The sequence below is a fragment of the Streptomyces sp. NPDC060031 genome, assembly GCF_042736805.1.
In the GTDB taxonomy this organism is placed as follows: Bacteria; Actinomycetota; Actinomycetes; order Streptomycetales; family Streptomycetaceae; genus Streptomyces.
Genome location: NZ_JBHWVM010000019.1, coordinates 19,135 through 36,523, shown reverse-complemented (window position 1 = coordinate 36,523; position 17,389 = coordinate 19,135). Strand labels below are relative to the sequence as shown.

The window sequence follows — 17,389 nt, the reverse complement described above, 5'->3', positions numbered from 1 at the left end:
CCGCACTGACCGCGGCCCTGCATCCGATCCGCGCTGCGCATGCTTCTGCTTGTGCGGCCGCGGTTCCCCCCTTCATGCCTCGATGAGGCGCGAGGGGGTGGAGGAAGGGACATTCTCATGCATGCACAGCGAGCGAAGCGCCTCTTCGCGGCCTCCGCTGCCGGTCTCCTGATGGCCGGCGGGGCCGCACTCGGCGCGGCGGGGACCGCCTCGGCGGCCGCCCCGGCCCAGCCCGTGAGCTACGTCACCGGCGGCGACTGCGGCGACGATGACGACGGCGGCTACGGCCATGGCTGGCACAACAGCGGCTGGGACCACGATGACGACGACAACGGTTACGGCGGACACGGGCACGGCCGCGGACACGGCCACGGCCACTGATTCGTCACTCCCGCAGCACGCCGTGCGCGGACCCGTCACCGGGCCGCGCATCGGGGTGCCGCGGCAGCTTCAGCGCTCGCCCGGCCGGCCGGCCGGGGCGCGCCGGGTGCGGGCCATCTTCCGGGCCACGAAGGTGCGCGGGAGGTGGCGGACGGCCAGCGCGTACGCCTGGTAGCGACGGCCGGTGACGCTGATCGGGCGGCGGCGGGCGAGGTCCTTCAGGGCCTGGGCCACCACGGCCCGCGGCTCCAGCCAGACCGCCTCGCGCAGGGCGCTGACGTCCATCCCGGCACGCTCCTGGAACTCGGTGCGGGTGAACCCCGGTACCACCGCCAGCACGCGGACCCCGTACGGCTCCATGTCCACGCGCAGGGACTCGCTGAAGGCGGTGACCCAGGCCTTGGCGGCCCCGTAGGTCCCGGTCGGCAGGAGACCCGCCACCGAGGAGACGTTGACGACCGCGCCCCGGCGGCGTTCGCGCAGGCCCGGCAGAGCGGCGTGGGTGAGGCGCAGCGGGACCTTCACCAGCAGGTCGAGCATCCGCTCCTCGTCCTCGACGGGGCTGTACGGGAAGGGCGCGGGGAGGCCGAAGCCCGCGTTGTTGACCAGGATGTCCACGGGACGGGTGGGGTCGGCGAGCCGCTGCTCCACGGCCGCGCACCCGCCCGCGTCGAGCAGGTCGGCGGGCAGCACCTCGCAGCGGGCGCCGAACTCCCTTTCCAGTGATTCGGCGACGGTTTCGAGGCGGTGCTTGTCGCGGGCGACGAGGACGAGGGCGCAGCCCTTGGCCGCGAAGCCGCGGGCGAAGGCGGCGCCGAGTCCGGCGCTGGCTCCGGTGATCAGTACGGTGGTCAAGGGCTTTTCACTTCCTGGCTGTTGAACGCGTCACGGGGCGAAGGCGGTGGCGGCCGGCGAGGCGTAGGCCCGGGCGACGTCGACGAGGAAACGGGCCTCGCTCTCCAGGTCACCGCCCTCGGCCGACGTCTGGATGGCGGGCGGCAGCTCCAACGCATCGGCCTCGCCGCGCTGTTGCCCGGCCCCGGCCAGCTTCGCCCCCCGCGCCTCCTTGAGTACGCAGGCCAGGGCGGCCGCGGCGCGCCGCTGGTCGGGCACTCCGTGTCCGGCGACATGGCTGCGGGCCCGCTCCGGGGCGCCCGGGGCGACGTACTCCCCCAGGATCAGGATCGCGTCACGGGTCTCGATGACCTTGCGGTACACCAGCAGGTTGCGCGGTACCGGCGGCCACAGCAGCTCCAGCACCCGGCCGGCCCGCGGCTTGGTCAGGGCGACGTGCGGGACGGCGTGGACCAGGTCGCGCCACAGCGGCCAGAGCCGCCAGGCGGTGGCGATGTCGGCGCTGGTACGGCGGAAGGCGAACAGCATCGGCACGAGGATGGCGGCGGCGCGCACCAGGCCGTGCAGGTTCATCAGCAGCGGCAGGGCGGGCATCGCCCAGGTGCTGGCGAACAGCGCCTTGAGCAGGTACGCGAACCAGAACAGCCCGGCGAGCGCGGTACCGAGGCCGAACAGTCGCAGTCCGGCGGCGAGACCGCGGCTCTCGGTGCGCCGGCTGTAGCGCCAGCAGACGTACACGCAGACGGTGTTGGCGAGCAGGTGCGCGGAGATCAGCACCAGCCAGTACGCCAGGGACGGCACCGGGTCGCCGACCGGCGGGATGGTGTGCGTGCCGTGCGCGGGAGCGGCGGCGTCGAGCACGAGCAGCGCGGTCAGCCAGACCACCGTGCCGGTGCCGGAGGCGAGTTGGAGCCGGCGGCCGCGGGTGGCGGCGGCCACGAAGTAGAGCACGGCGCCCGCCGACAGCACGCCGATGAAGTTGCGGACCAGGCCGATGGTGTGGGCGTAGCCGGGGTCGCGGCCCATCGCGTACGTGACGACGGCGGGCAGGTTCAGGGTCATCGCGGCGGCGGCCGTGGCGACCGCGAGCCACAGGCCGCGCTGGTGTGGGGAGCGCAGCGCGCCCGGGGCGCGCAGCAGTACCGCGATCCAGAGGCAGACGACGCTGGGGACGGCGAGCCAGTCGCCGAAGGCGGTGAGATCAGCTGCCATGGTGGCCCGGCCTCCGCCGCTCGTAGCCCATGGCCGACTCCAGCCGGGCGAGGGTGTCACGGCCCCCGCCCCCGGACGCGGGCCGGCCCGCGCTCGCCGTGCGGATGCGGATCATGCTGGCGAGCATCTCCGCCTCCTGCTCCTGACGGGTGGTGTAGTTGGTGCGCCCGAGCACGGTGGGGGCCCGTCCGTCGGTCTCCTCGCCGTCCAGCGAGTGGTGCCCGAACAGGATGTGGCCGATTTCGTGGAGCACGATGTGCTCCCGGTGCAAGGGGGTGGTCTGGGCCTCGTAGAAGACGTAGTCCACGCTCGCGGTGCCCACCCACAGTCCGCACACCCCGGACTCGGCCGCCTCCTTGGGCAGCGGGTGCAGTCTGATGGGTCGGCCGCGCTGCTCCGCGACCCGGTCGCACAGGGCGTCGAGGGAGAAGGGGTGCGTCAGGTCCAGACGGCCGAGAATCGACTCGCACCTTTTGCGCAGGCTGAGTTGGGGATGGCGCATGTGATCCCTCTTCTGATCCCTCTTCGGACCCTTTCTCGGGCAACGTCGGTACGCGTGCGTGGGCAGGGGCATGGCGTCCTTCGGGAAACGCGGAAGCCCGTCCGCCGGAAGACGAACGGGCGTTCCACCATCCCTACAGATCTTGTACGGGCGTTGGCAAGGTATGTCCCCATGTGGGGTGCCTATTCGGCCATCCCGCAACTGCCACTAGCGCTTGCGCCGCTCCTCGGGGCCGGTGAGGCCGGCGCGGCGCAGGGCGTCGGCCATGGCGCTGTTGGCCGGGGCCGGAGCGCCGCCGCCGCTGCCGCCCTGGCGCTGGCCTCCTTGGCCTTGGCGCTGGCCTCCTTGGCCCTGGCGCTGGCCCCCCTGACCCTGACCCTGACCCTGACCGCGCCGGGCCTGGCCCTGGCCCTGGCCGGCGTCGCGGGCGCCGCGCTGCTGGGGCGGGCGGCTGCCGCCGCGCCGCTCCTGGCGCTCCTCGCGCGCCTTCGGCTCGCCCGCGGGCCGTTCGCGGTCCGCCTCGTCCTCCAGCCGCAGGGTCAGCGAGATCCGCTTGCGCGGGATGTCCACCTCCATGACCTTCACGCGGACGACGTCGCCCGGCTTGACCACGTCCCGGGGGTCCTTGACGAAGGTCTTCGACAGCGCCGACACGTGCGCCAGCCCGTCCTGGTGGACGCCGATGTCGATGAAGGCGCCGAAGGCGGCCACGTTGGTGACCACACCCTCCAGGATCATCCCGGGGGCCAGGTCGCCGATCTTCTCCACGCCCTCCTTGAAGGTCGCCGTCTTGAAGGCGGGCCGCGGGTCCCGGCCGGGCTTCTCCAGCTCGCGCAGGATGTCCGTCACCGTCGGCAGGCCGAAGGCCTCGGTGACGAACTGCTCCGGCCGCAGCGAGCGCAGTACGCCACTGTTGCCGATCAGGGCCGCCACGTCGCTGCCCGCCGTCTTGCCCATGGCCCGGACCACCGGGTACGCCTCGGGGTGCACGCTGGAGGAGTCCAGCGGGTCGTCCCCGTCACGGATCCGCAGGAAGCCCGCGCACTGCTCGTACGCCTTCGGGCCGAGGCGGGCCACGTCCTTGAGCCCCTTGCGGTTGCGGAAGGGGCCGTTGGCGTCGCGGTGCGACACGATGTTCTCGGCGAGACCGCCGCTGATCCCCGAGACCCGCGAGAGCAGCGGCGCGGACGCGGTGTTGACGTCCACGCCGACGCCGTTCACACAGTCCTCGACCACGGCGTCGAGCGAACGCGAGAGCTTCACCTCGGCCAGGTCGTGCTGGTACTGGCCCACCCCGATCGACTTCGGGTCGATCTTGACCAGTTCGGCGAGCGGGTCCTGGAGCCGCCGGGCGATGGAGACGGCGCCGCGCAGCGACACGTCCATGCCGGGGAGTTCCTGCGAGGCGAAGGCGGAGGCCGAGTACACCGAAGCGCCCGCCTCCGAGACCATCACCTTGGTCAGCTTCAGCTCGGGGTGGCGGGTGATGAGGTCCCCGGCGAGCTTGTCGGTCTCGCGGGAGGCGGTGCCGTTGCCGATGGCGACCAGCTCGACCGCGTGCTCCTCGGCGAGGCGGGCCAGCTTGGCGAGGGACTCGTCCCACTTGTTGGCGGGAACGTGCGGGTAGATCACGTCCGTGGCGACGACCTTGCCGGTGGCGTCCACGACCGCGACCTTCACGCCCGTACGGAAGCCCGGGTCCAGACCGAGCGTCGCGCGGGTCCCGGCGGGTGCGGCGAGCAGCAGGTCGCGCAGGTTGGCCGCGAAGACCCGTACGGCCTCGTCCTCGGCGGCGGCGCGCAGCCGCATCCGCAGGTCGATGCCGAGGTGAACCTGGAGCTTCGTCCGCCAGGCCCAGCGGACGGTGTCGGCGAGCCACTTGTCGCCGGGGCGGCCGCGATCACCGATGCCGAAGCGGCGGGCGACCATGCCCTCGTACGTGGAGGGCCCGGGCGTGTCGCTCGCCTCCTCCGGCACCAGGGTGAGGTCGAGCACGTCCTCCTTCTCGCCGCGCAGCATGGCCAGCACGCGGTGCGAGGGCAGTGCGGTGAACGGCTCGGCGAAGTCGAAGTAGTCGGCGAACTTGGCGCCCGCCTCCTCCTTGCCCTCGCGGACCTTCGCGGCGAGCCGGCCGCGGCCCCACATGCGCTCGCGCAGTTCGCCGATCAGGTCGGCGTCCTCGCCGAACTTCTCGGTGAGGATGGCGCGGGCGCCCTCCAGCGCGGCCGCCGGGTCGGCGACGCCCTTGTCCGCGTCCACGAACGCGGCCGCCGCGACGGCCGGTTCCACCGACGGGTCGGCCAGCAGGCCTTCGGCGAGCGGCTCCAGACCGGCCTCGCGGGCGATCTGCGCCTTGGTGCGGCGCTTGGGCTTGAAGGGGAGGTAGATGTCCTCCAGTCGGGCCTTGGTGTCGGCCGCGTTGATCCGGGCCTCCAGCTCGGCGTCGAGCTTGCCCTGCTCCCGTACGGAGTCCAGGATCGCCGCCCGCCGGTCCGCGAGTTCGCGCAGATACCGCAGCCGCTCCTCGAGGGTGCGCAGCTGCGCGTCGTCGAGCATCTCGGTCGCTTCCTTGCGGTAGCGCGCGATGAACGGCACGGTCGAGCCGCCGTCGAGCAGCTCGACGGCGGCCTTGACCTGCCGCTCCCGTACGCCGAGCTCTTCGGCGATCCTGCCTTCGATGGACATCGTCACGATCGGGTCCCGCCTGCCTTCGTTTGCACTGGAAGGCTGCCAATTGTGGCAGGTGGCGGTGACGGACGCGGGGAGCCCCGGTTCGGGACCTGCTCGGGGACGTGCTCGGGGACCTGCTCGGGGACCTGCTCGGGGTGCCGCTCAGACCTTGCCGAAGAGGTCACCGGGGAAGGCTCCGGCGCCGACGGCCTGCATGACGAAACCGCCGCCGAGTTCGGCGAGCCGGGCCAGACCCTCCGCGCCGAGGTGCTCGTACGGGGCCGCGTCCAGGCGGTCGGTGTCCGCCTCCAGGGCCTCGCGCAGGTCTTGGCCCTCCGCGGTGAGCTCGCCGTCCGCGTCCAGGATCCCGCGAGCGGCGAGCCGCTCCTGCGCCGCGTCCAGGTCGGACTGCTCCCAACCGCGGATGATCTTGAGCCACTTCGGGGTCATGCCGCGGCCGGTGGCCGTGTGGCTGACCAGGGCCTCGACCGGGTCGAGGTCCGCGAGGAGCAGGGCTGCGAGGTGGCCGTCGCCGCGGTGCTCGCGCAGCAGCGTGGTGGCGTGCCACAGCCGCAGGTGCGGCTCCTCGGGTACGGGGAGGTCGGCGTGGGCCGCGTAGAGGGTGCGGGCGTGCCGGGTGCAGGCCTCGGTGGCCCGTATCGCGAGGTCGGCGGCCTCGGCCAGCTCGGCGGACTCGATGGTCTGCGGACCGAGCAGCCGGCGCAGGGTGGAGTCGACGGCCCGCAGCCGGGCGGCCAGGGCCTGCTCGGGTGTGGCGGTCTCCCAGACGGCCGGCAGGTGCCGGGAGACGAGGTCGTGGCGGTAGTTGTAGAACGTGGCGGTCACCGCGCCGGCGCCGACCGCGCCCATGGCGGCGGAGCGGCTGGCGAGGTTGACGGCCACGCGGTCGGTGATGCCGAGGCCGGCGTACTCCTTGCCGAGGTCGGGCGAGAAGTAGATGGTGGCGTGCAGCGGGTTGATCGCGGCGTGCCAACAGCGACGGGCAGCGCGCTCGGGAATTGTCATGCGCCGCACGATACCGACTGTTCGGTACGCAGGGTAGGTCCGGTGCCCGGCATCCGGCACGCCGGCCGTCCGGCCCGGTTCTTTCCGGCCTTTCTTCCACGGCTCACCGCCCGGGCGCGGGCGGTCCCGGCGCCCTGCTGCGGCGCCTCGGGGCCGTCTTCGCCGCCCCCGGCGCACTCCCCGGCCCCGGCCACGCGCTCCCTGTGACGGCCGAATGGCGATCGTGTGACAGCAGGGGCCATGGACATGACGTGGGGCACCGGGCGTGAATACGGTCGAACGACGAGACCTTGAACCGCTCTGTCTCCCCTACCACTTGGAGCTCTAGGTGTACCGCAAAGCCATCGCCCCGAGCGTTCTCGCCGCCTCCCTTCTGCTGGCGATCCCGGCGTCGGCGGCGAGTTCCGCTCCGGGCGCCCCGGGTATCGGCGACCCCTACTACCCGGCCAGCGGAAACGGGGGATACGACATCTCCCACTACGACCTGCGCCTGAAGTACCAGCCGAAGACGGACCTGCTGGAGGGCACCGCCACCCTCCTCGCCACCGCCCAGCAGGACCTGTCCCGCTTCAACCTCGACTTCGGCCTCGCGGTCAGCGAGATCCGGGTCAACGGCGCCAAGGCGAAGTTCGCCAAGACCGGCACCCAGGAGCTCGAGGTCACCCCCGCCGCCGCGCTCCAGCGCGGCAAGCAGGCGAGCATCGTCGTCAAGTACGCCGGCAAGCCCTCGGAGTTCAAGGTCGACGGCTGGAGCGCCTGGCAGCGCACGCCGGACGGCGGGATCGCCGCGCAGGAGCCCGACTCGGCCATCTGGTGGTTCCCGAGCAACGACCACCCGCGCGACAAGGCGACCTTCGACATCTCCGTCAACGTCCCGGACGGCACCCAGGCGATCAGCAACGGTGTCCTCCAGTCGCAGAGCTCCAAGCTCGGCTGGACCCGCTACAACTGGCGCTCGAACAAGCCGCAGGCCACCTACCTGGCCACCCTCGCCATCGGCAAGTTCGACATCACCACCGACAAGACGGCGAGCGGACTGCCGATCCTCAACGCGTACAGCACGGACCTCGGCGACAACGCCGGCGCGGCGCGTGCGAGCGTGGAGCGCACCGGCGAGGTCGCGGAGTGGCTGGAGGGCGTCTTCGGCCCGTACCCCTTCAACGCGCTGGGCGGCTACGTCCCGAACGTGCCCAGCGGCTTCGCGCTGGAGACCCAGACCCGGCCGTTCTACAGCCCCCGCCAGTTCGCGAACGGCGCCAACGCCTCGGTGGTCGTGCACGAGTTGGCCCACCAGTGGTACGGGGACAGCGTGTCCGTGGAGAACTGGAAGGACATCTGGATCAACGAGGGCTTCGCCCGCTACAGCCAGTGGCTGTGGTCGGAGAAGGAGGGCGAGGGCACCGCGCAGGAGCTCGCCGACTGGACCTACGTCTCCCGCCCGGCCGAGGACCCGTTCTGGCAGGTCAAGCCGGGTGACCCGGGCCCGGAGAACCAGTTCCACGGGGCGGTCTACGACCGCGGGGCCATCGCCCTGCAGGCGCTGCGGAACGAGATCGGCGACGAGAAGTTCTTCGCGATCCTCAAGGGCTGGCCGACCGAGCACGCGTACGGCAACGCCGGGGTCGGGACCTTCGTCCGGTACGCGGAGAAGGTCTCGGGCAAGCCGCTCGCCCAACTGTTCGAGAACTGGCTGTACACCCCCGGCAAGCCGGCCTTCGCCCCGCCGGCCGCCAAGGCCTCCGCGGCCCGCTCCCTCCAGGCGGCCCCGGCCAAGCCGCAGGCGGAGCCGAAGTCCTGGAAGAAGATCGCCGAGACCAACACGATCCACGAGCGCAAGCAGCACGGGCACTGACCACCACCCGCGCGCCGGCACCCCTCAGCGGGCGCCGGCGCGTCGGCGCGCCCGGGCCTCCCGCGCGATCGGCAGGTACCGCAGCCGCTCCGGCAGCAGCGGAACGAGGAGTCGTGCGGCCGTGCTGAAGCGGCGGAGCCTGCGCTCCTGGGCCGGGGTCCACTCCAGGCCGATGGCGGCGCGGGCCTCGGGGGGCATGTAGCCGACGGTGACGAAGGCCCGGAAGCGCAGGTACAGCACGCGCAGCAGCGGCCAGGTGAGCCTGAGCAGCAGCCGCGCGGCCGCAGGACCGCCCGCGGGGCACGGCACCGGCACATCGGTGGCGACGAGCTCGCGGGCGACCTTGGTGGGCTCGATCTCCTCGGCCAGCATCCGGTGGTAGTAGGGCCAGAACTCCTCGATGCTCTGCGGCATGTCCCGGTCATGGAGGCCGAGGATCCGGCCCACCTGGAGCCACTCCCGGTACAGCTGCCGCTCCTGGGCGGGGGTGATGCGGCGGAACAGGTAGCGCCCGGCGTACAGGGAGACCGGGAAGCCGGTGGCGTGCACCCATGCGTAGCAGGCGGGGTCGAGGGAGTGGTAGCGCCGCCCGCGGGTGTCGGTGCCCCGGATCTCCTTGTGCAGCCGGCGCACCCGGCGCCCCTCGGCGGCGGCGTGCTCCCCGCCGTAGACCCACAGCTGGACCGAGCGCAGCGAGCGCTCGCCGCGGCCCCAGGGGTCGGTGCGGAAGACCGAGTACTGGTCGACCCCGGCACCGACCGCGGGGTGGGCGACCTGCAGGGTGAAGGCGGCGGGCAGCGTGAGCAGGGACCGGATGTCCCCGGCGGTGCTCCAGAGCACTCCGCCGGGCGGGGGCGGCAGCGGGTCGGTGCGCCCGCCGGCCGTCTTGCGTGCCGCGGTTCCCGGCGCGTCGGTCGTGCTCATCCGTACTCCCCCAGATCTCACTGGTCTCCGTCTTCCCAGTATGACCGGGCGCCCCACAAGCCCCCGCCCCCGTGTTGACCCGGGCCGGACAGAAAGTCTTGTCACGGGTGTTACCCCGAAGTAACCGTGGCTGCTTGGATGACGGCGTCGATCTTCCCCCACAGGAATGACGGAGACCTCATGCTGCACACCTCGCACCCTCGCACCCGGGCCGCCGCCACGGCCGTCGCGGCGATCGCCGCCGGGGCGCTGGCCGTCACCACCGCGCCCGCCGCCACGGCCGCGGAGGGCGTCGCGGCCCCGCGGCTCAGCGTCCTGTCGTACAACACGTTCCTGATGAGCAAGAACCTCTACCCGAACTGGGGCCAGGACCACCGGGCCACGGAGATCCCGAAGGCGTCCTTCTACCAGGGCCACGACGTGGTCGTGCTCCAGGAGGCCTTCGACAACGGGGCCTCGGACGCCCTGAAGGCCAACTCGGCCGCGCAGTACCCGTACCAGACCCCGGTCGTCGGCCGCAGCAAGAGCGGCTGGGACGCCACGGGCGGCGCGTACTCCTCCACCACCCCGGAGGACGGCGGCGTCATGATCCTGAGCAAGTGGCCGATCATCCGCAAGGAGCAGGTCGTCTACAAGGACGCCTGCGGCGCCGACTGGTGGTCCAACAAGGGCTTCGCCTACGTCGTGCTGAACGTCAACGGCGCGAAGGTGCACGTGCTCGGCACGCACGCCCAGTCCACCGACCCGGGCTGCGGCGCGGGCGAGGCAGCGGACATGCGCGCCCGCCAGTTCAGGGCGATCGACGCCTTCCTGGACGGCAAGAACATACCGGCGAACGAGCAGGTCATCGTGGCGGGCGACATGAACGTCGACTCCCGCACGCCCGAGCACGCGTCGATGCTCGCCAACGCCGACCTGGCGGGCTCCGACACGCGCACGGGCCACCCGTACTCCTTCGACACCGCGCTGAACTCGATCGCGAACTACCGCTACCCGACGGACCCGCGCGAGGACCTCGACTACGTCCTCTACCGCAAGGGCAACGCCCGCCCGGCCGGCTGGGAGAACAACGTGGTCAAGGAGGAGACGGCCCCCTGGACGGTCTCCAGCTGGGGCACCTCCTACACGTACACCAACCTCTCGGACCACTATCCCGTCGTGGGGTACGTGGCCCCGTAACCAACCGATCCGGAAAGTCAGCCGGTCGTGGGCCCTTTTGCCTGATCAGCGACGCCAGGACCGTCGGGCCGCGCCGAGGCTGCGCTACTCGGACGTGCTGACCGGCCAGACGTCGCTACCGTCCACGCTCGACCTCACCCAGCAGACCACCACCATCATCAATGCCGGCTGGGCCAGCCAGTGATATGGGGTCTCCTGAACGACATCGCCCCCTCTCGCCTTCGGGCGGGAGGGGCGATGTCGTGCGTCCCGGCCCGTGACTAGGCTGGCCGCATGACGATTCGCGCCGTGGTCTTCGATGTCGGTGAGTGCCTCGTGGATGAAACCCGGGAGTACGGCACGTGGGCCGACTGGCTCGGGGTACCCCGCCACACGTTCGCCGCGATGTTCGGCGCGGTCGTGTCCCAGGGCCGCGACTACCGCGAGGTCTTCGAGCCGTTCAAGCCCGGCTTCGACTTGGCGGCGGAGCGGGAAGCACGTGCTGCCGCAGGGAAGCCGGAATGGTTCGGCGAGGACGACCTCTACCCGGACGTCCGGCCCGCGCTCGCGCAACTCCGCGCCGATGGGCTCTGGCTCGCCATCGCCGGGAACCAGACCGTGCGCGCCGGGGGGCTGCTGCGCGAGCTGTTCACCAAGGACGTGGACCTGATCGGTACCTCGGACGACTGGGGCGCCTCGAAGCCGGACCCCGAGTTCTTCGAGCGCGTCGCCGGAGTTGTCCCGGCCGAGCCGTCAGAGATTCTCTACGTCGGCGACCGCGTCGACAACGACCTCCGCCCCGGGGCCGCCGCAGGCATGCACACCGCGCTCGTCCGCCGGGGCCCGTGGGCCACGATCCAATGGGACACCGCCGAGGCACGCGAGCTGCCGACCTTCCGCATCGAGAGCCTCGCCGAACTGGCCCCCCGGATCGCCGAGTTCAACACGCGAGAGCGCTGACCACCGCGCCCCAGCCGTAGAGCCGGTCATCGAGGTCGCGGACGTACTGCTCGTGCTCCCACGGGCCGAGCGCGCGCCGCACCTCGCGGACCCGCTCCAGCCCGGTGGCGTACCAGTGCGTCTCCAACAGCTCCAGCGCGCGGAGGGCGTATTGGGCCGCGTCCGCCGGGCGTCCGGCGGCGGCTTCCACCGCGCCGAGGTCGCCGAGGATGACCGTGCGCTGTTTGTCGGCATCCCCAGGGAGTTCGTCGAGCACGTGGAGCAGCGTCTCGCGGGCCTGCGGGAGGTGCCCGGCGACCAGCTGCGTGTGGCCCTTGAAGGCTGCCAGTCGGATCGGGCTGAACCAGTCCATCCACTCGGGTGTAGGGCTAGCGATGTCCTCGACGACGGTCTCCCCGTGGGCAATCAGGTTGAGGGCCGCACGCGTGTCCCCGCAGCGGGTGGCGCACTCGGCCTCGACCGCGTCGAGCCAGGCTACGAAGTGGCCGCTCGCCTGTCCTCGTCGCGCATAGGTCCGGGCCGCGACCATGCGCTCTGTCGCGGCGGGGCGCTGCCCGACCCACCCGGGGATGAACGCCATGTGAGCGAGGATCGCGGCGCCGAGGAGGGCGTCGTCGGCCTCTCCGGCGGCCTGGAGCGCGCGCACCCAGGTGTCTCCGGCCCGGTCGGGTTCGCGAAGGTCGAAGAACTCGATCCTGCCCGCCAAGAGCCAGCTCTCCCCGAGGGCGGCGGCGAGGGTCTGTCGGGTGCGGCCCGTGGTCGCGTCGAGGAGCTGGCCGCCGAGGGTGGCGTGTGCGGCGACAGCGGGGTGCAGTATCGCGGGGGCGACAGTCCAGTACAGCCGGCGGTGGGCGCGGGTGACGGCGAGGAAGTCGGCCCCGGCGGTGGCGGGCTGCGGCGCGCTGGGGCTCCGGAGCGGGCCACGGTTCGCGGGGGCGATGAGGCTCTTGGTGGCCTGGGGCCCGGTGCCGGGCGGCACGTTGAAGCCGAGTTCGTCGAGGGGGCGGCCGAGGAGTGTGACGAGGGCTTGCCGTACGTCCGGATTCGGGAGGGGCGGGTTCTCGCCTTCGTAGCGGCGGGCCTGCCGCAGGCCGATGTGGAGCCCGCGGGACGCGAGAGCGTCCACAAGTTCCTGCTGAGTCCGGTAGCCAGCGGCTTGGCGGGCTGCCCTGAACCGGGCGTTGCCGGTGGGTCGGGTCATTCCAACTCCCCTGATGGATAGGTGTCCTAACCCACTATCTCAGGACGTCCTCTTGACTTCCATGGTTCACCAGAACAAGACCAGAAAGCCCTGTGCGAGGACTCCGAAAGGCCGCTTGAAAGTCCTCGCAACAGGACTTCAGTGGGTCCATGGTGTCTCTCACCACCCACTGAAGACGGTAGGGAGCATGCCGTGACCAAAGCCCCCGAGGCCGCCCGCCTCGTCGAAGACCTCCTCACCGCCGGCCTCCAGGCCGGTTTCCGGCGGCATGCCGCCGGCGACTGGAGCCACGCCCGCTCGCTCGCCCGCGGCTTGCGAAGGCTCGTCGATGCCCTCCCGCAGCAGTCGGCCGTGTCGCCGTGACCAGCGATGACTGCACCCACGGCGTGGTCGGCATCGACACCCCGGACGGATACCCCGCAGCGTGGGGCACCCAGGTTTTGGGCGAGCCCAGCGCGGAACTGCTCGACCGAGCCCGCGTCGGCTGGGAGCACTTCACCGGCTCCCGCGAGGAGCCGACCGATGCCTGAGGTCTACGAGCACGTCCCGCACCCGCTGCTCCGCACGCAGGTCCGCGACATCGCGTCCGGCGCCCAAGGCGAGCTGATGGCCGTCGTCCACGAGAACGTGAGCGGCGACATCGTCTACGCGCGGTGGGTCGATCTCGCGTACATCCGGACCGAGTCCGGCCTGGAGGTCACCACCCACGTCGACAACATCGAGTCAACGTCGTGAGCGAGTGGCAGCGCCAAGGCCTGTACGTCCTGAGTGTCCTGATCGTGCTCGGCGCGATCGTCGTCGGCACGATCCACCCCTAAGGCTCCCGGTCGTCTGCGCGCTCGGCGTGCGCACAGATGACCGGGCCTTCCGCCCCGAACCCTGGCGACACCCTTCACGGGCTCCGGTTCGGGTCATGCACCATCCGACCGCACACCGAGGAGAAGACATGGCCTGCTCCAACAAGCCCGCTGGCCCGCCGCCGCCCTGCTCCACCGACGGCCCGTACACCGGCAGCACCCCGACCCTCACCGCACCCATGAACGCTCGCGCGCTCCTCAGTGACGCCCAGTTCTCCGGTGTCCTTGCCACCGTCCTCGACAACAACCCCGGCATGGACATCTCCATGGCGTCCCGGATCGCCGTCGAGGCGCTCAAGTTCGTGGCCGCCGCGGCCAAGTTCCCCACGGTCCGGATCGCGCCGACCCGCGAGGTGGACGAGGGGTGGCATGCGCTCATCCTGCATACGAACCTGTACGAGTCGCTGACCGCACGTCTGGGGCGGATGGTCCACCACTTCCCCGAGCGGCCGGATCCGTCCCGCCACGACCCGGACGTGCTGACCCGGACCGTGGCGCTGATCGAGCAGGCCGGGTACACGCCCGACGCCGAGCTGTGGGTCGGCCCGGAGCGGCCGCTCGTCTCGGTGGCGGCGAACTGTAGCCACACCCCGGTCCCCGGCGGCTGCGGCCCGATCAACCCCGGCGGCTGCGCCACCCACGGCGGTGGTGGCGGTGGCGGTGGCGGCGAAGGGGAGTAGGTTCGGCGCACGCGAGGAAAGGGTGAGGACATGACTGCGAACGACGCCTTCGAGCTCCACAGCGCGATGCGGCGGCACGGAATCCCCGGGGTCGTCACTCCGGTGAGCCCCGGTGATCCTGACGGCGTGTGGCTCGTGGTCGACGCCGAGGGCCGTGACGTCACAGCGCATGTCCGTGCCCGAGTCGCGATGGCGCGTGGGGCACAGCCCGAGCGGGGCTTCGTCATCGCGCACTGACCGCGCCTCAGTCCCGGCCGGGCCCCCTTCCGGCCGGGGCTACTCCCTGACCGTCCGCCGCTGGTCGAGTCTCACTAGAGGCTGACTTGACCAGCCTTTTTAGCCAGGGGACCACCACCCGCTGACGGCCGCTAGGGACCGCCGGACCCGACCCGGGCCGGCGGTCGGGCCGGCGGTCGCTCCGGGTCACGGGGCTTCGCGGACACCCTCCCGGGGCTCGGCGTAGAGCCCGTCGATCAGCGCCCCGTACTTCTCGCGGATCACCCGGCGGCGGATCTTGAGCGAGGGCGTGAGTTCCCCGCTCTCCGGACCCCACTCCTCGGTCAGCAGCCGGTACCTCTTGATCTGCTCGGTGCGGTTCAGCCGGGCGTTGGCCGCCTCGACCGCGCGGGCGATCTCCTCCCTGACGGCCGGGTGCCCGGCCAGCTCCGTGAGCGAGACGGCCTCGATGCCGCGGGCCGCCGCCCAGGCCGGGGCCAGTTCGGGGTCCAGGACGAGCAGGGCGACGAGGTAGGAGCGGCCGTCGCCGTGGACCAGCGCCTGGCCGATCAGCGGGTGCTCCTTGACGGTGTTCTCCACCAGCGCCGGCGAGACGTTCTTGCCGTTCGAGGTGATGATCAGTTCCTTCTTGCGGTCGGTCAGCCAGAGGAACCCGTCCTCGTCCAGCCGGCCGACGTCCCCGGTCGGGAACCAGCCCTCCGCGTCGGCCGCGCTCTCCACCGTCCCGTCGGGCAGCAGGTAGCCGCCGAAGACCGTGGCGCCGCGGGTCAGGATCTCCCCGTCCTCGGCGAGCCGCAGCTCCAGCCCCTCGATCGGGCGGCCCACCGAGCCCAGCCGGAAGCCGTCCGGGCGGTTGACCGTGCACACGCCAGAGGTCTCGGTGAGCCCCCAGGCGTCCATGATCGTGATCCCCCAGCCGGCCCAGAAGCGCACCACGTCGATCGGCATCGGCGCGGTGGCGCTGGCCGTCCACTGCAGCCGGTCCAGCCCGGCCAGCCCCAGCAGCGGGTCCAGCACCCGCTCCTTGGCCCGGAGGTACGAGGCTTCGAGCCCTTGCGGGACCTCCTCGCCGCGCTCCCGGTGGCCCGCGACGGCGCGCGCCAGGTCGTTGGCGGCTTCGATGGCCTCCCGCTGCTCCGCCGGAAGCCGCGCGAGGACCGCCCGTACCGAGGCGGCGAGCTTCTCCCACACCCGGGGCACGCCGAAGAACTGCACCGGGTGCAGTTCGCGCACCGCCACGGACACCGCGGCCGGGTCGGCGCACAGCCGCACGTGCGCGGCCCGCAGCAGCGGCAGGTAGATGCCGAGGATCCGCTCGGCGATGTGCGCGAAGGGCAGGTAGCAGATGTGCTCGGCGTGCTCGGGCAGCTCCACGTCCCGGTCGAGGCGGACGGACTGGAGCATGATGTTGCGGTGGGTCAGCCGGACGCCCTTGGGGTCGCCGGTGGTGCCCGAGGTGTAGACGACGGTCAGCGGGTCCTCGGGGCGGGTCTCCTGCCAGGCCTTCTCGAAGGCGTCGGGCCGGTGCAGCCGGGCGCCGCTCGCGTGCAGGGACCCGTAGGTGCGGTGCGGTCCGGCGTCCGCGGCCTCGGCGACGACCAGCCGCTCCAGCGGGACCCCGGCGTCGGCCAGCAGAGGTTCCCACCGGGCCAGCTCGCGGGCGCCCTCGACGACGGCGACCCTGGCCCGGGAGTGCCGGGCGATGTGCGCGATCTGCTCGGGCGCGGAGGTTCCGTACACGGTGACGGGGACGGCGCCCAGATGGACGAGTGCCAGGTCGGTCAGCCAGTGCTCGGGGCGGTTGCCCATCATCAGCAGGACGTGCTCGCCGCGCTCGATGCCGAGGGCGGCGTATCCGGAGGCGAGGACGGCGACCTTGCGGCGCACCTCGGACCAGGTCAGGGTCGACCAGCCGGGGCCCTCGCGCCACGAGAGGGCGGGGAGGCCGCCGTGCTCGGCGGCGTTTCGGGCGAGCAGGGCGGGGAGGGTGAGCTCTTCGGGTCGTCCGGGCAGTCGCAGGTTCGTGGTCATGGGCAGCTCCTGGCCGTTTCACATCGTTGGTGCGACAGCAATACTGTTGAACCCAAGCTGTGGAGCAGAGAGCGAGGCGCAGACGATGACCGACCGGGCACCCGAGCCGATGCTCACCGTCGATGAGCTGGCGGCCAGGGCGGGTGTGACCGTCCGCACCGTACGGTTCTACAGCACCCGCGGGCTTTTGCCCCCTCCCGTGATCGGACCCCGTCGGGTGGGGCACTACGGGCCGGAGCACCTGTCCCGGCTGGCGCTGATCGAGGAGTTGCAGCACCAGGGGATGACCCTGTCGGCTTGTCAGCGCTACCTCGACGCCCTGCCGGACGACCTGAGCGCGCACGATCTGGCGATCCACCGGGCGCTGGTGGCCACGTGGGCTCCGGACGCGGCGCTGGAGTCCTCGCGCGAGGACCTGGAGAAGCGGGCCGGGCGGGCGCTGACGGACACCGATCTGCGACGGCTGACCGCGATGAACGTGCTCTCCGCTTCGGGCGACGGCTTCCGGGTGGACGTGGGACTGCTGCGGCTGGGGGTCGCGCTGCTCGACGTACCGATCGCGCACGAGACGATCCTGGTCGCGCGCGAGGTGCTGCTGGAGCACGCGCGGACGGCGGCGCACGAGCTGACCGCGCTGTTCCGGGACGAGGTGTGGGGGCCGTTCACGCAGGGCGAGAGCGATCCGGAGCGGGTGGAGTCGATGAAGACGCTGTCGGCGCACATGCAACCGATGGTCGTGCAGGCTCTGGTGACGGCCTTTCAGCGGTCGCTGAAGGAGGAGCTGCGGGTGGCGTTCGTATCGGGGGAGAACGGGACCTAGGGAGTGTCGTCCCGAGGGCCCGT

General features: G+C 72.0%; 19 protein-coding genes. 11 read left to right on the top strand and 8 right to left on the bottom strand.

All coding sequences use genetic code 11. The features are described 5' to 3' along the window. Positions 1-117: 117 nt before the first annotated feature. Positions 118-381: a hypothetical protein gene (locus ACFWB8_RS11295; RefSeq protein WP_385224614.1), complete on the top strand. Its 264-nt coding sequence runs from the start codon at positions 118-120 to the stop codon at positions 379-381. Positions 382-450: 69 nt separating this feature from the next. Here ACFWB8_RS11295 and ACFWB8_RS11290 read toward each other — a convergent pair whose 3' ends face one another. The 5 genes from ACFWB8_RS11290 to ACFWB8_RS11270 all read right to left on the bottom strand — a co-directional run bounded on the left by ACFWB8_RS11290 (position 451) and on the right by ACFWB8_RS11270 (position 6,646). After that, a complete protein-coding gene (locus ACFWB8_RS11290) occupies positions 451-1,236 on the bottom strand; it encodes an SDR family NAD(P)-dependent oxidoreductase (RefSeq protein WP_385224612.1) in 786 nt (261 codons plus the stop codon). 30 nt (positions 1,237-1,266) lie between these two features. Next, positions 1,267-2,448: an MAB_1171c family putative transporter gene (locus tag ACFWB8_RS11285; protein ID WP_385224610.1), complete on the bottom strand. Its 1,182-nt coding sequence runs from the start codon at positions 2,446-2,448 to the stop codon at positions 1,267-1,269. Continuing rightward, the gene (locus ACFWB8_RS11280) at positions 2,438-2,950 is read right to left on the bottom strand and encodes a hypothetical protein (RefSeq protein WP_385224608.1); all 513 of its coding nucleotides are present in this window, start codon (positions 2,948-2,950) and stop codon (positions 2,438-2,440) included. The genes ACFWB8_RS11285 and ACFWB8_RS11280 overlap by 11 nt, the downstream gene beginning before the upstream one ends. A 207-nt stretch (positions 2,951-3,157) precedes the next feature. Then, on the bottom strand, positions 3,158-5,641 hold the full coding sequence (locus ACFWB8_RS11275; protein ID WP_385224606.1) for a Tex family protein: 2,484 nt from the start codon (positions 5,639-5,641) through the stop codon (positions 3,158-3,160). 141 nt (positions 5,642-5,782) lie between these two features. Continuing rightward, positions 5,783-6,646, bottom strand: coding sequence for a hypothetical protein (locus tag ACFWB8_RS11270; protein WP_385224604.1), 864 nt, complete (start codon positions 6,644-6,646; stop codon positions 5,783-5,785). A 328-nt stretch (positions 6,647-6,974) separates the two neighbouring features. On the opposite strand from ACFWB8_RS11270, the gene ACFWB8_RS11265 reads away from it, so the two are divergent. After that, positions 6,975-8,498 (top strand): M1 family metallopeptidase, encoded by a 1,524-nt coding sequence (locus ACFWB8_RS11265; RefSeq protein WP_385224602.1) that lies wholly within the window; start codon positions 6,975-6,977, stop codon positions 8,496-8,498. Between the two features lie 24 nt (positions 8,499-8,522). On the opposite strand, the gene ACFWB8_RS11260 is transcribed toward ACFWB8_RS11265, so the two are convergent. Next, positions 8,523-9,422, bottom strand: coding sequence for an oxygenase MpaB family protein (locus tag ACFWB8_RS11260; RefSeq protein ID WP_385224600.1), 900 nt, complete (start codon positions 9,420-9,422; stop codon positions 8,523-8,525). 180 nt (positions 9,423-9,602) lie between these two features. Here ACFWB8_RS11260 and sph point away from each other — a divergent pair, with 180 nt between their 5' ends. From sph to ACFWB8_RS11245, 3 genes are all read left to right on the top strand, one after another. Beyond that, positions 9,603-10,601 (top strand): sphingomyelin phosphodiesterase, encoded by a 999-nt coding sequence (gene sph / locus ACFWB8_RS11255; RefSeq protein WP_385224598.1) that lies wholly within the window; start codon positions 9,603-9,605, stop codon positions 10,599-10,601. Between the two features lie 37 nt (positions 10,602-10,638). Further along, on the top strand, positions 10,639-10,785 hold the full coding sequence (locus ACFWB8_RS11250) for a hypothetical protein (RefSeq protein ID WP_385224596.1): 147 nt from the start codon (positions 10,639-10,641) through the stop codon (positions 10,783-10,785). A gap of 89 nt (positions 10,786-10,874) precedes the next feature. Further along, positions 10,875-11,540, top strand: a complete 666-nt coding sequence (locus tag ACFWB8_RS11245; protein WP_385224594.1) for an HAD family hydrolase — start codon at positions 10,875-10,877, stop codon at positions 11,538-11,540. On the opposite strand, the gene ACFWB8_RS11240 is transcribed toward ACFWB8_RS11245, so the two are convergent. Continuing rightward, complete coding sequence (locus tag ACFWB8_RS11240) at positions 11,521-12,741, bottom strand: transcriptional regulator (RefSeq protein WP_385224592.1); 1,221 nt, start codon at positions 12,739-12,741, stop codon at positions 11,521-11,523. The genes ACFWB8_RS11245 and ACFWB8_RS11240 overlap by 20 nt on opposite strands. A gap of 192 nt (positions 12,742-12,933) precedes the next feature. Here ACFWB8_RS11240 and ACFWB8_RS11235 point away from each other — a divergent pair, with 192 nt between their 5' ends. The 5 genes from ACFWB8_RS11235 (at position 12,934) to ACFWB8_RS11215 (ending at position 14,515) form a co-directional block, all read left to right on the top strand. Then, positions 12,934-13,104, top strand: a complete 171-nt coding sequence (locus tag ACFWB8_RS11235) for a hypothetical protein (RefSeq protein WP_385224590.1) — start codon at positions 12,934-12,936, stop codon at positions 13,102-13,104. Continuing rightward, positions 13,101-13,271, top strand: coding sequence for a hypothetical protein (locus ACFWB8_RS11230; protein WP_385224588.1), 171 nt, complete (start codon positions 13,101-13,103; stop codon positions 13,269-13,271). The genes ACFWB8_RS11235 and ACFWB8_RS11230 overlap by 4 nt, the downstream gene beginning before the upstream one ends. Continuing rightward, entirely contained in the window at positions 13,264-13,476 is a 213-nt protein-coding gene (locus ACFWB8_RS11225; RefSeq protein WP_385224586.1) for a hypothetical protein, read from the top strand. Before ACFWB8_RS11230 ends, ACFWB8_RS11225 begins: the two co-directional genes overlap by 8 nt. Before the next feature lie 211 nt (positions 13,477-13,687). Then, entirely contained in the window at positions 13,688-14,278 is a 591-nt protein-coding gene (locus ACFWB8_RS11220; protein ID WP_385224584.1) for a glycine-rich domain-containing protein, read from the top strand. 30 nt (positions 14,279-14,308) lie between these two features. Next, positions 14,309-14,515, top strand: a complete 207-nt coding sequence (locus ACFWB8_RS11215; RefSeq protein WP_385224582.1) for a hypothetical protein — start codon at positions 14,309-14,311, stop codon at positions 14,513-14,515. Positions 14,516-14,701: 186 nt separating this feature from the next. On the opposite strand, the gene ACFWB8_RS11210 is transcribed toward ACFWB8_RS11215, so the two are convergent. Continuing rightward, a complete protein-coding gene (locus ACFWB8_RS11210) occupies positions 14,702-16,546 on the bottom strand; it encodes an AMP-dependent synthetase/ligase (protein WP_385224580.1) in 1,845 nt (614 codons plus the stop codon). 85 nt (positions 16,547-16,631) lie between these two features. Between ACFWB8_RS11210 and ACFWB8_RS11205 the strand changes: the two genes are divergently transcribed. Further along, entirely contained in the window at positions 16,632-17,366 is a 735-nt protein-coding gene (locus ACFWB8_RS11205; RefSeq protein WP_385224578.1) for a MerR family transcriptional regulator, read from the top strand. Positions 17,367-17,389: the final 23 nt, after the last annotated feature.

Coding starts and splice junctions, on each gene's coding strand:
- ACFWB8_RS11215 (WP_385224582.1), top strand. CDS start 14,309: ATGACTGCGAACGACGCCTTCGAGCTCCACAGCGCGATGCGGCGGCAC.
- sph (WP_385224598.1), top strand. CDS start 9,603: ATGCTGCACACCTCGCACCCTCGCACCCGGGCCGCCGCCACGGCCGTC.
- ACFWB8_RS11260 (WP_385224600.1), bottom strand. CDS start 9,422: ATGAGCACGACCGACGCGCCGGGAACCGCGGCACGCAAGACGGCCGGC.
- ACFWB8_RS11220 (WP_385224584.1), top strand. CDS start 13,688: ATGGCCTGCTCCAACAAGCCCGCTGGCCCGCCGCCGCCCTGCTCCACC.
- ACFWB8_RS11205 (WP_385224578.1), top strand. CDS start 16,632: ATGACCGACCGGGCACCCGAGCCGATGCTCACCGTCGATGAGCTGGCG.
- ACFWB8_RS11245 (WP_385224594.1), top strand. CDS start 10,875: ATGACGATTCGCGCCGTGGTCTTCGATGTCGGTGAGTGCCTCGTGGAT.
- ACFWB8_RS11270 (WP_385224604.1), bottom strand. CDS start 6,646: ATGACAATTCCCGAGCGCGCTGCCCGTCGCTGTTGGCACGCCGCGATC.
- ACFWB8_RS11295 (WP_385224614.1), top strand. CDS start 118: ATGCATGCACAGCGAGCGAAGCGCCTCTTCGCGGCCTCCGCTGCCGGT.
- ACFWB8_RS11240 (WP_385224592.1), bottom strand. CDS start 12,741: ATGACCCGACCCACCGGCAACGCCCGGTTCAGGGCAGCCCGCCAAGCC.
- ACFWB8_RS11225 (WP_385224586.1), top strand. CDS start 13,264: ATGCCTGAGGTCTACGAGCACGTCCCGCACCCGCTGCTCCGCACGCAG.
- ACFWB8_RS11285 (WP_385224610.1), bottom strand. CDS start 2,448: ATGGCAGCTGATCTCACCGCCTTCGGCGACTGGCTCGCCGTCCCCAGC.
- ACFWB8_RS11210 (WP_385224580.1), bottom strand. CDS start 16,546: ATGACCACGAACCTGCGACTGCCCGGACGACCCGAAGAGCTCACCCTC.
- ACFWB8_RS11280 (WP_385224608.1), bottom strand. CDS start 2,950: ATGCGCCATCCCCAACTCAGCCTGCGCAAAAGGTGCGAGTCGATTCTC.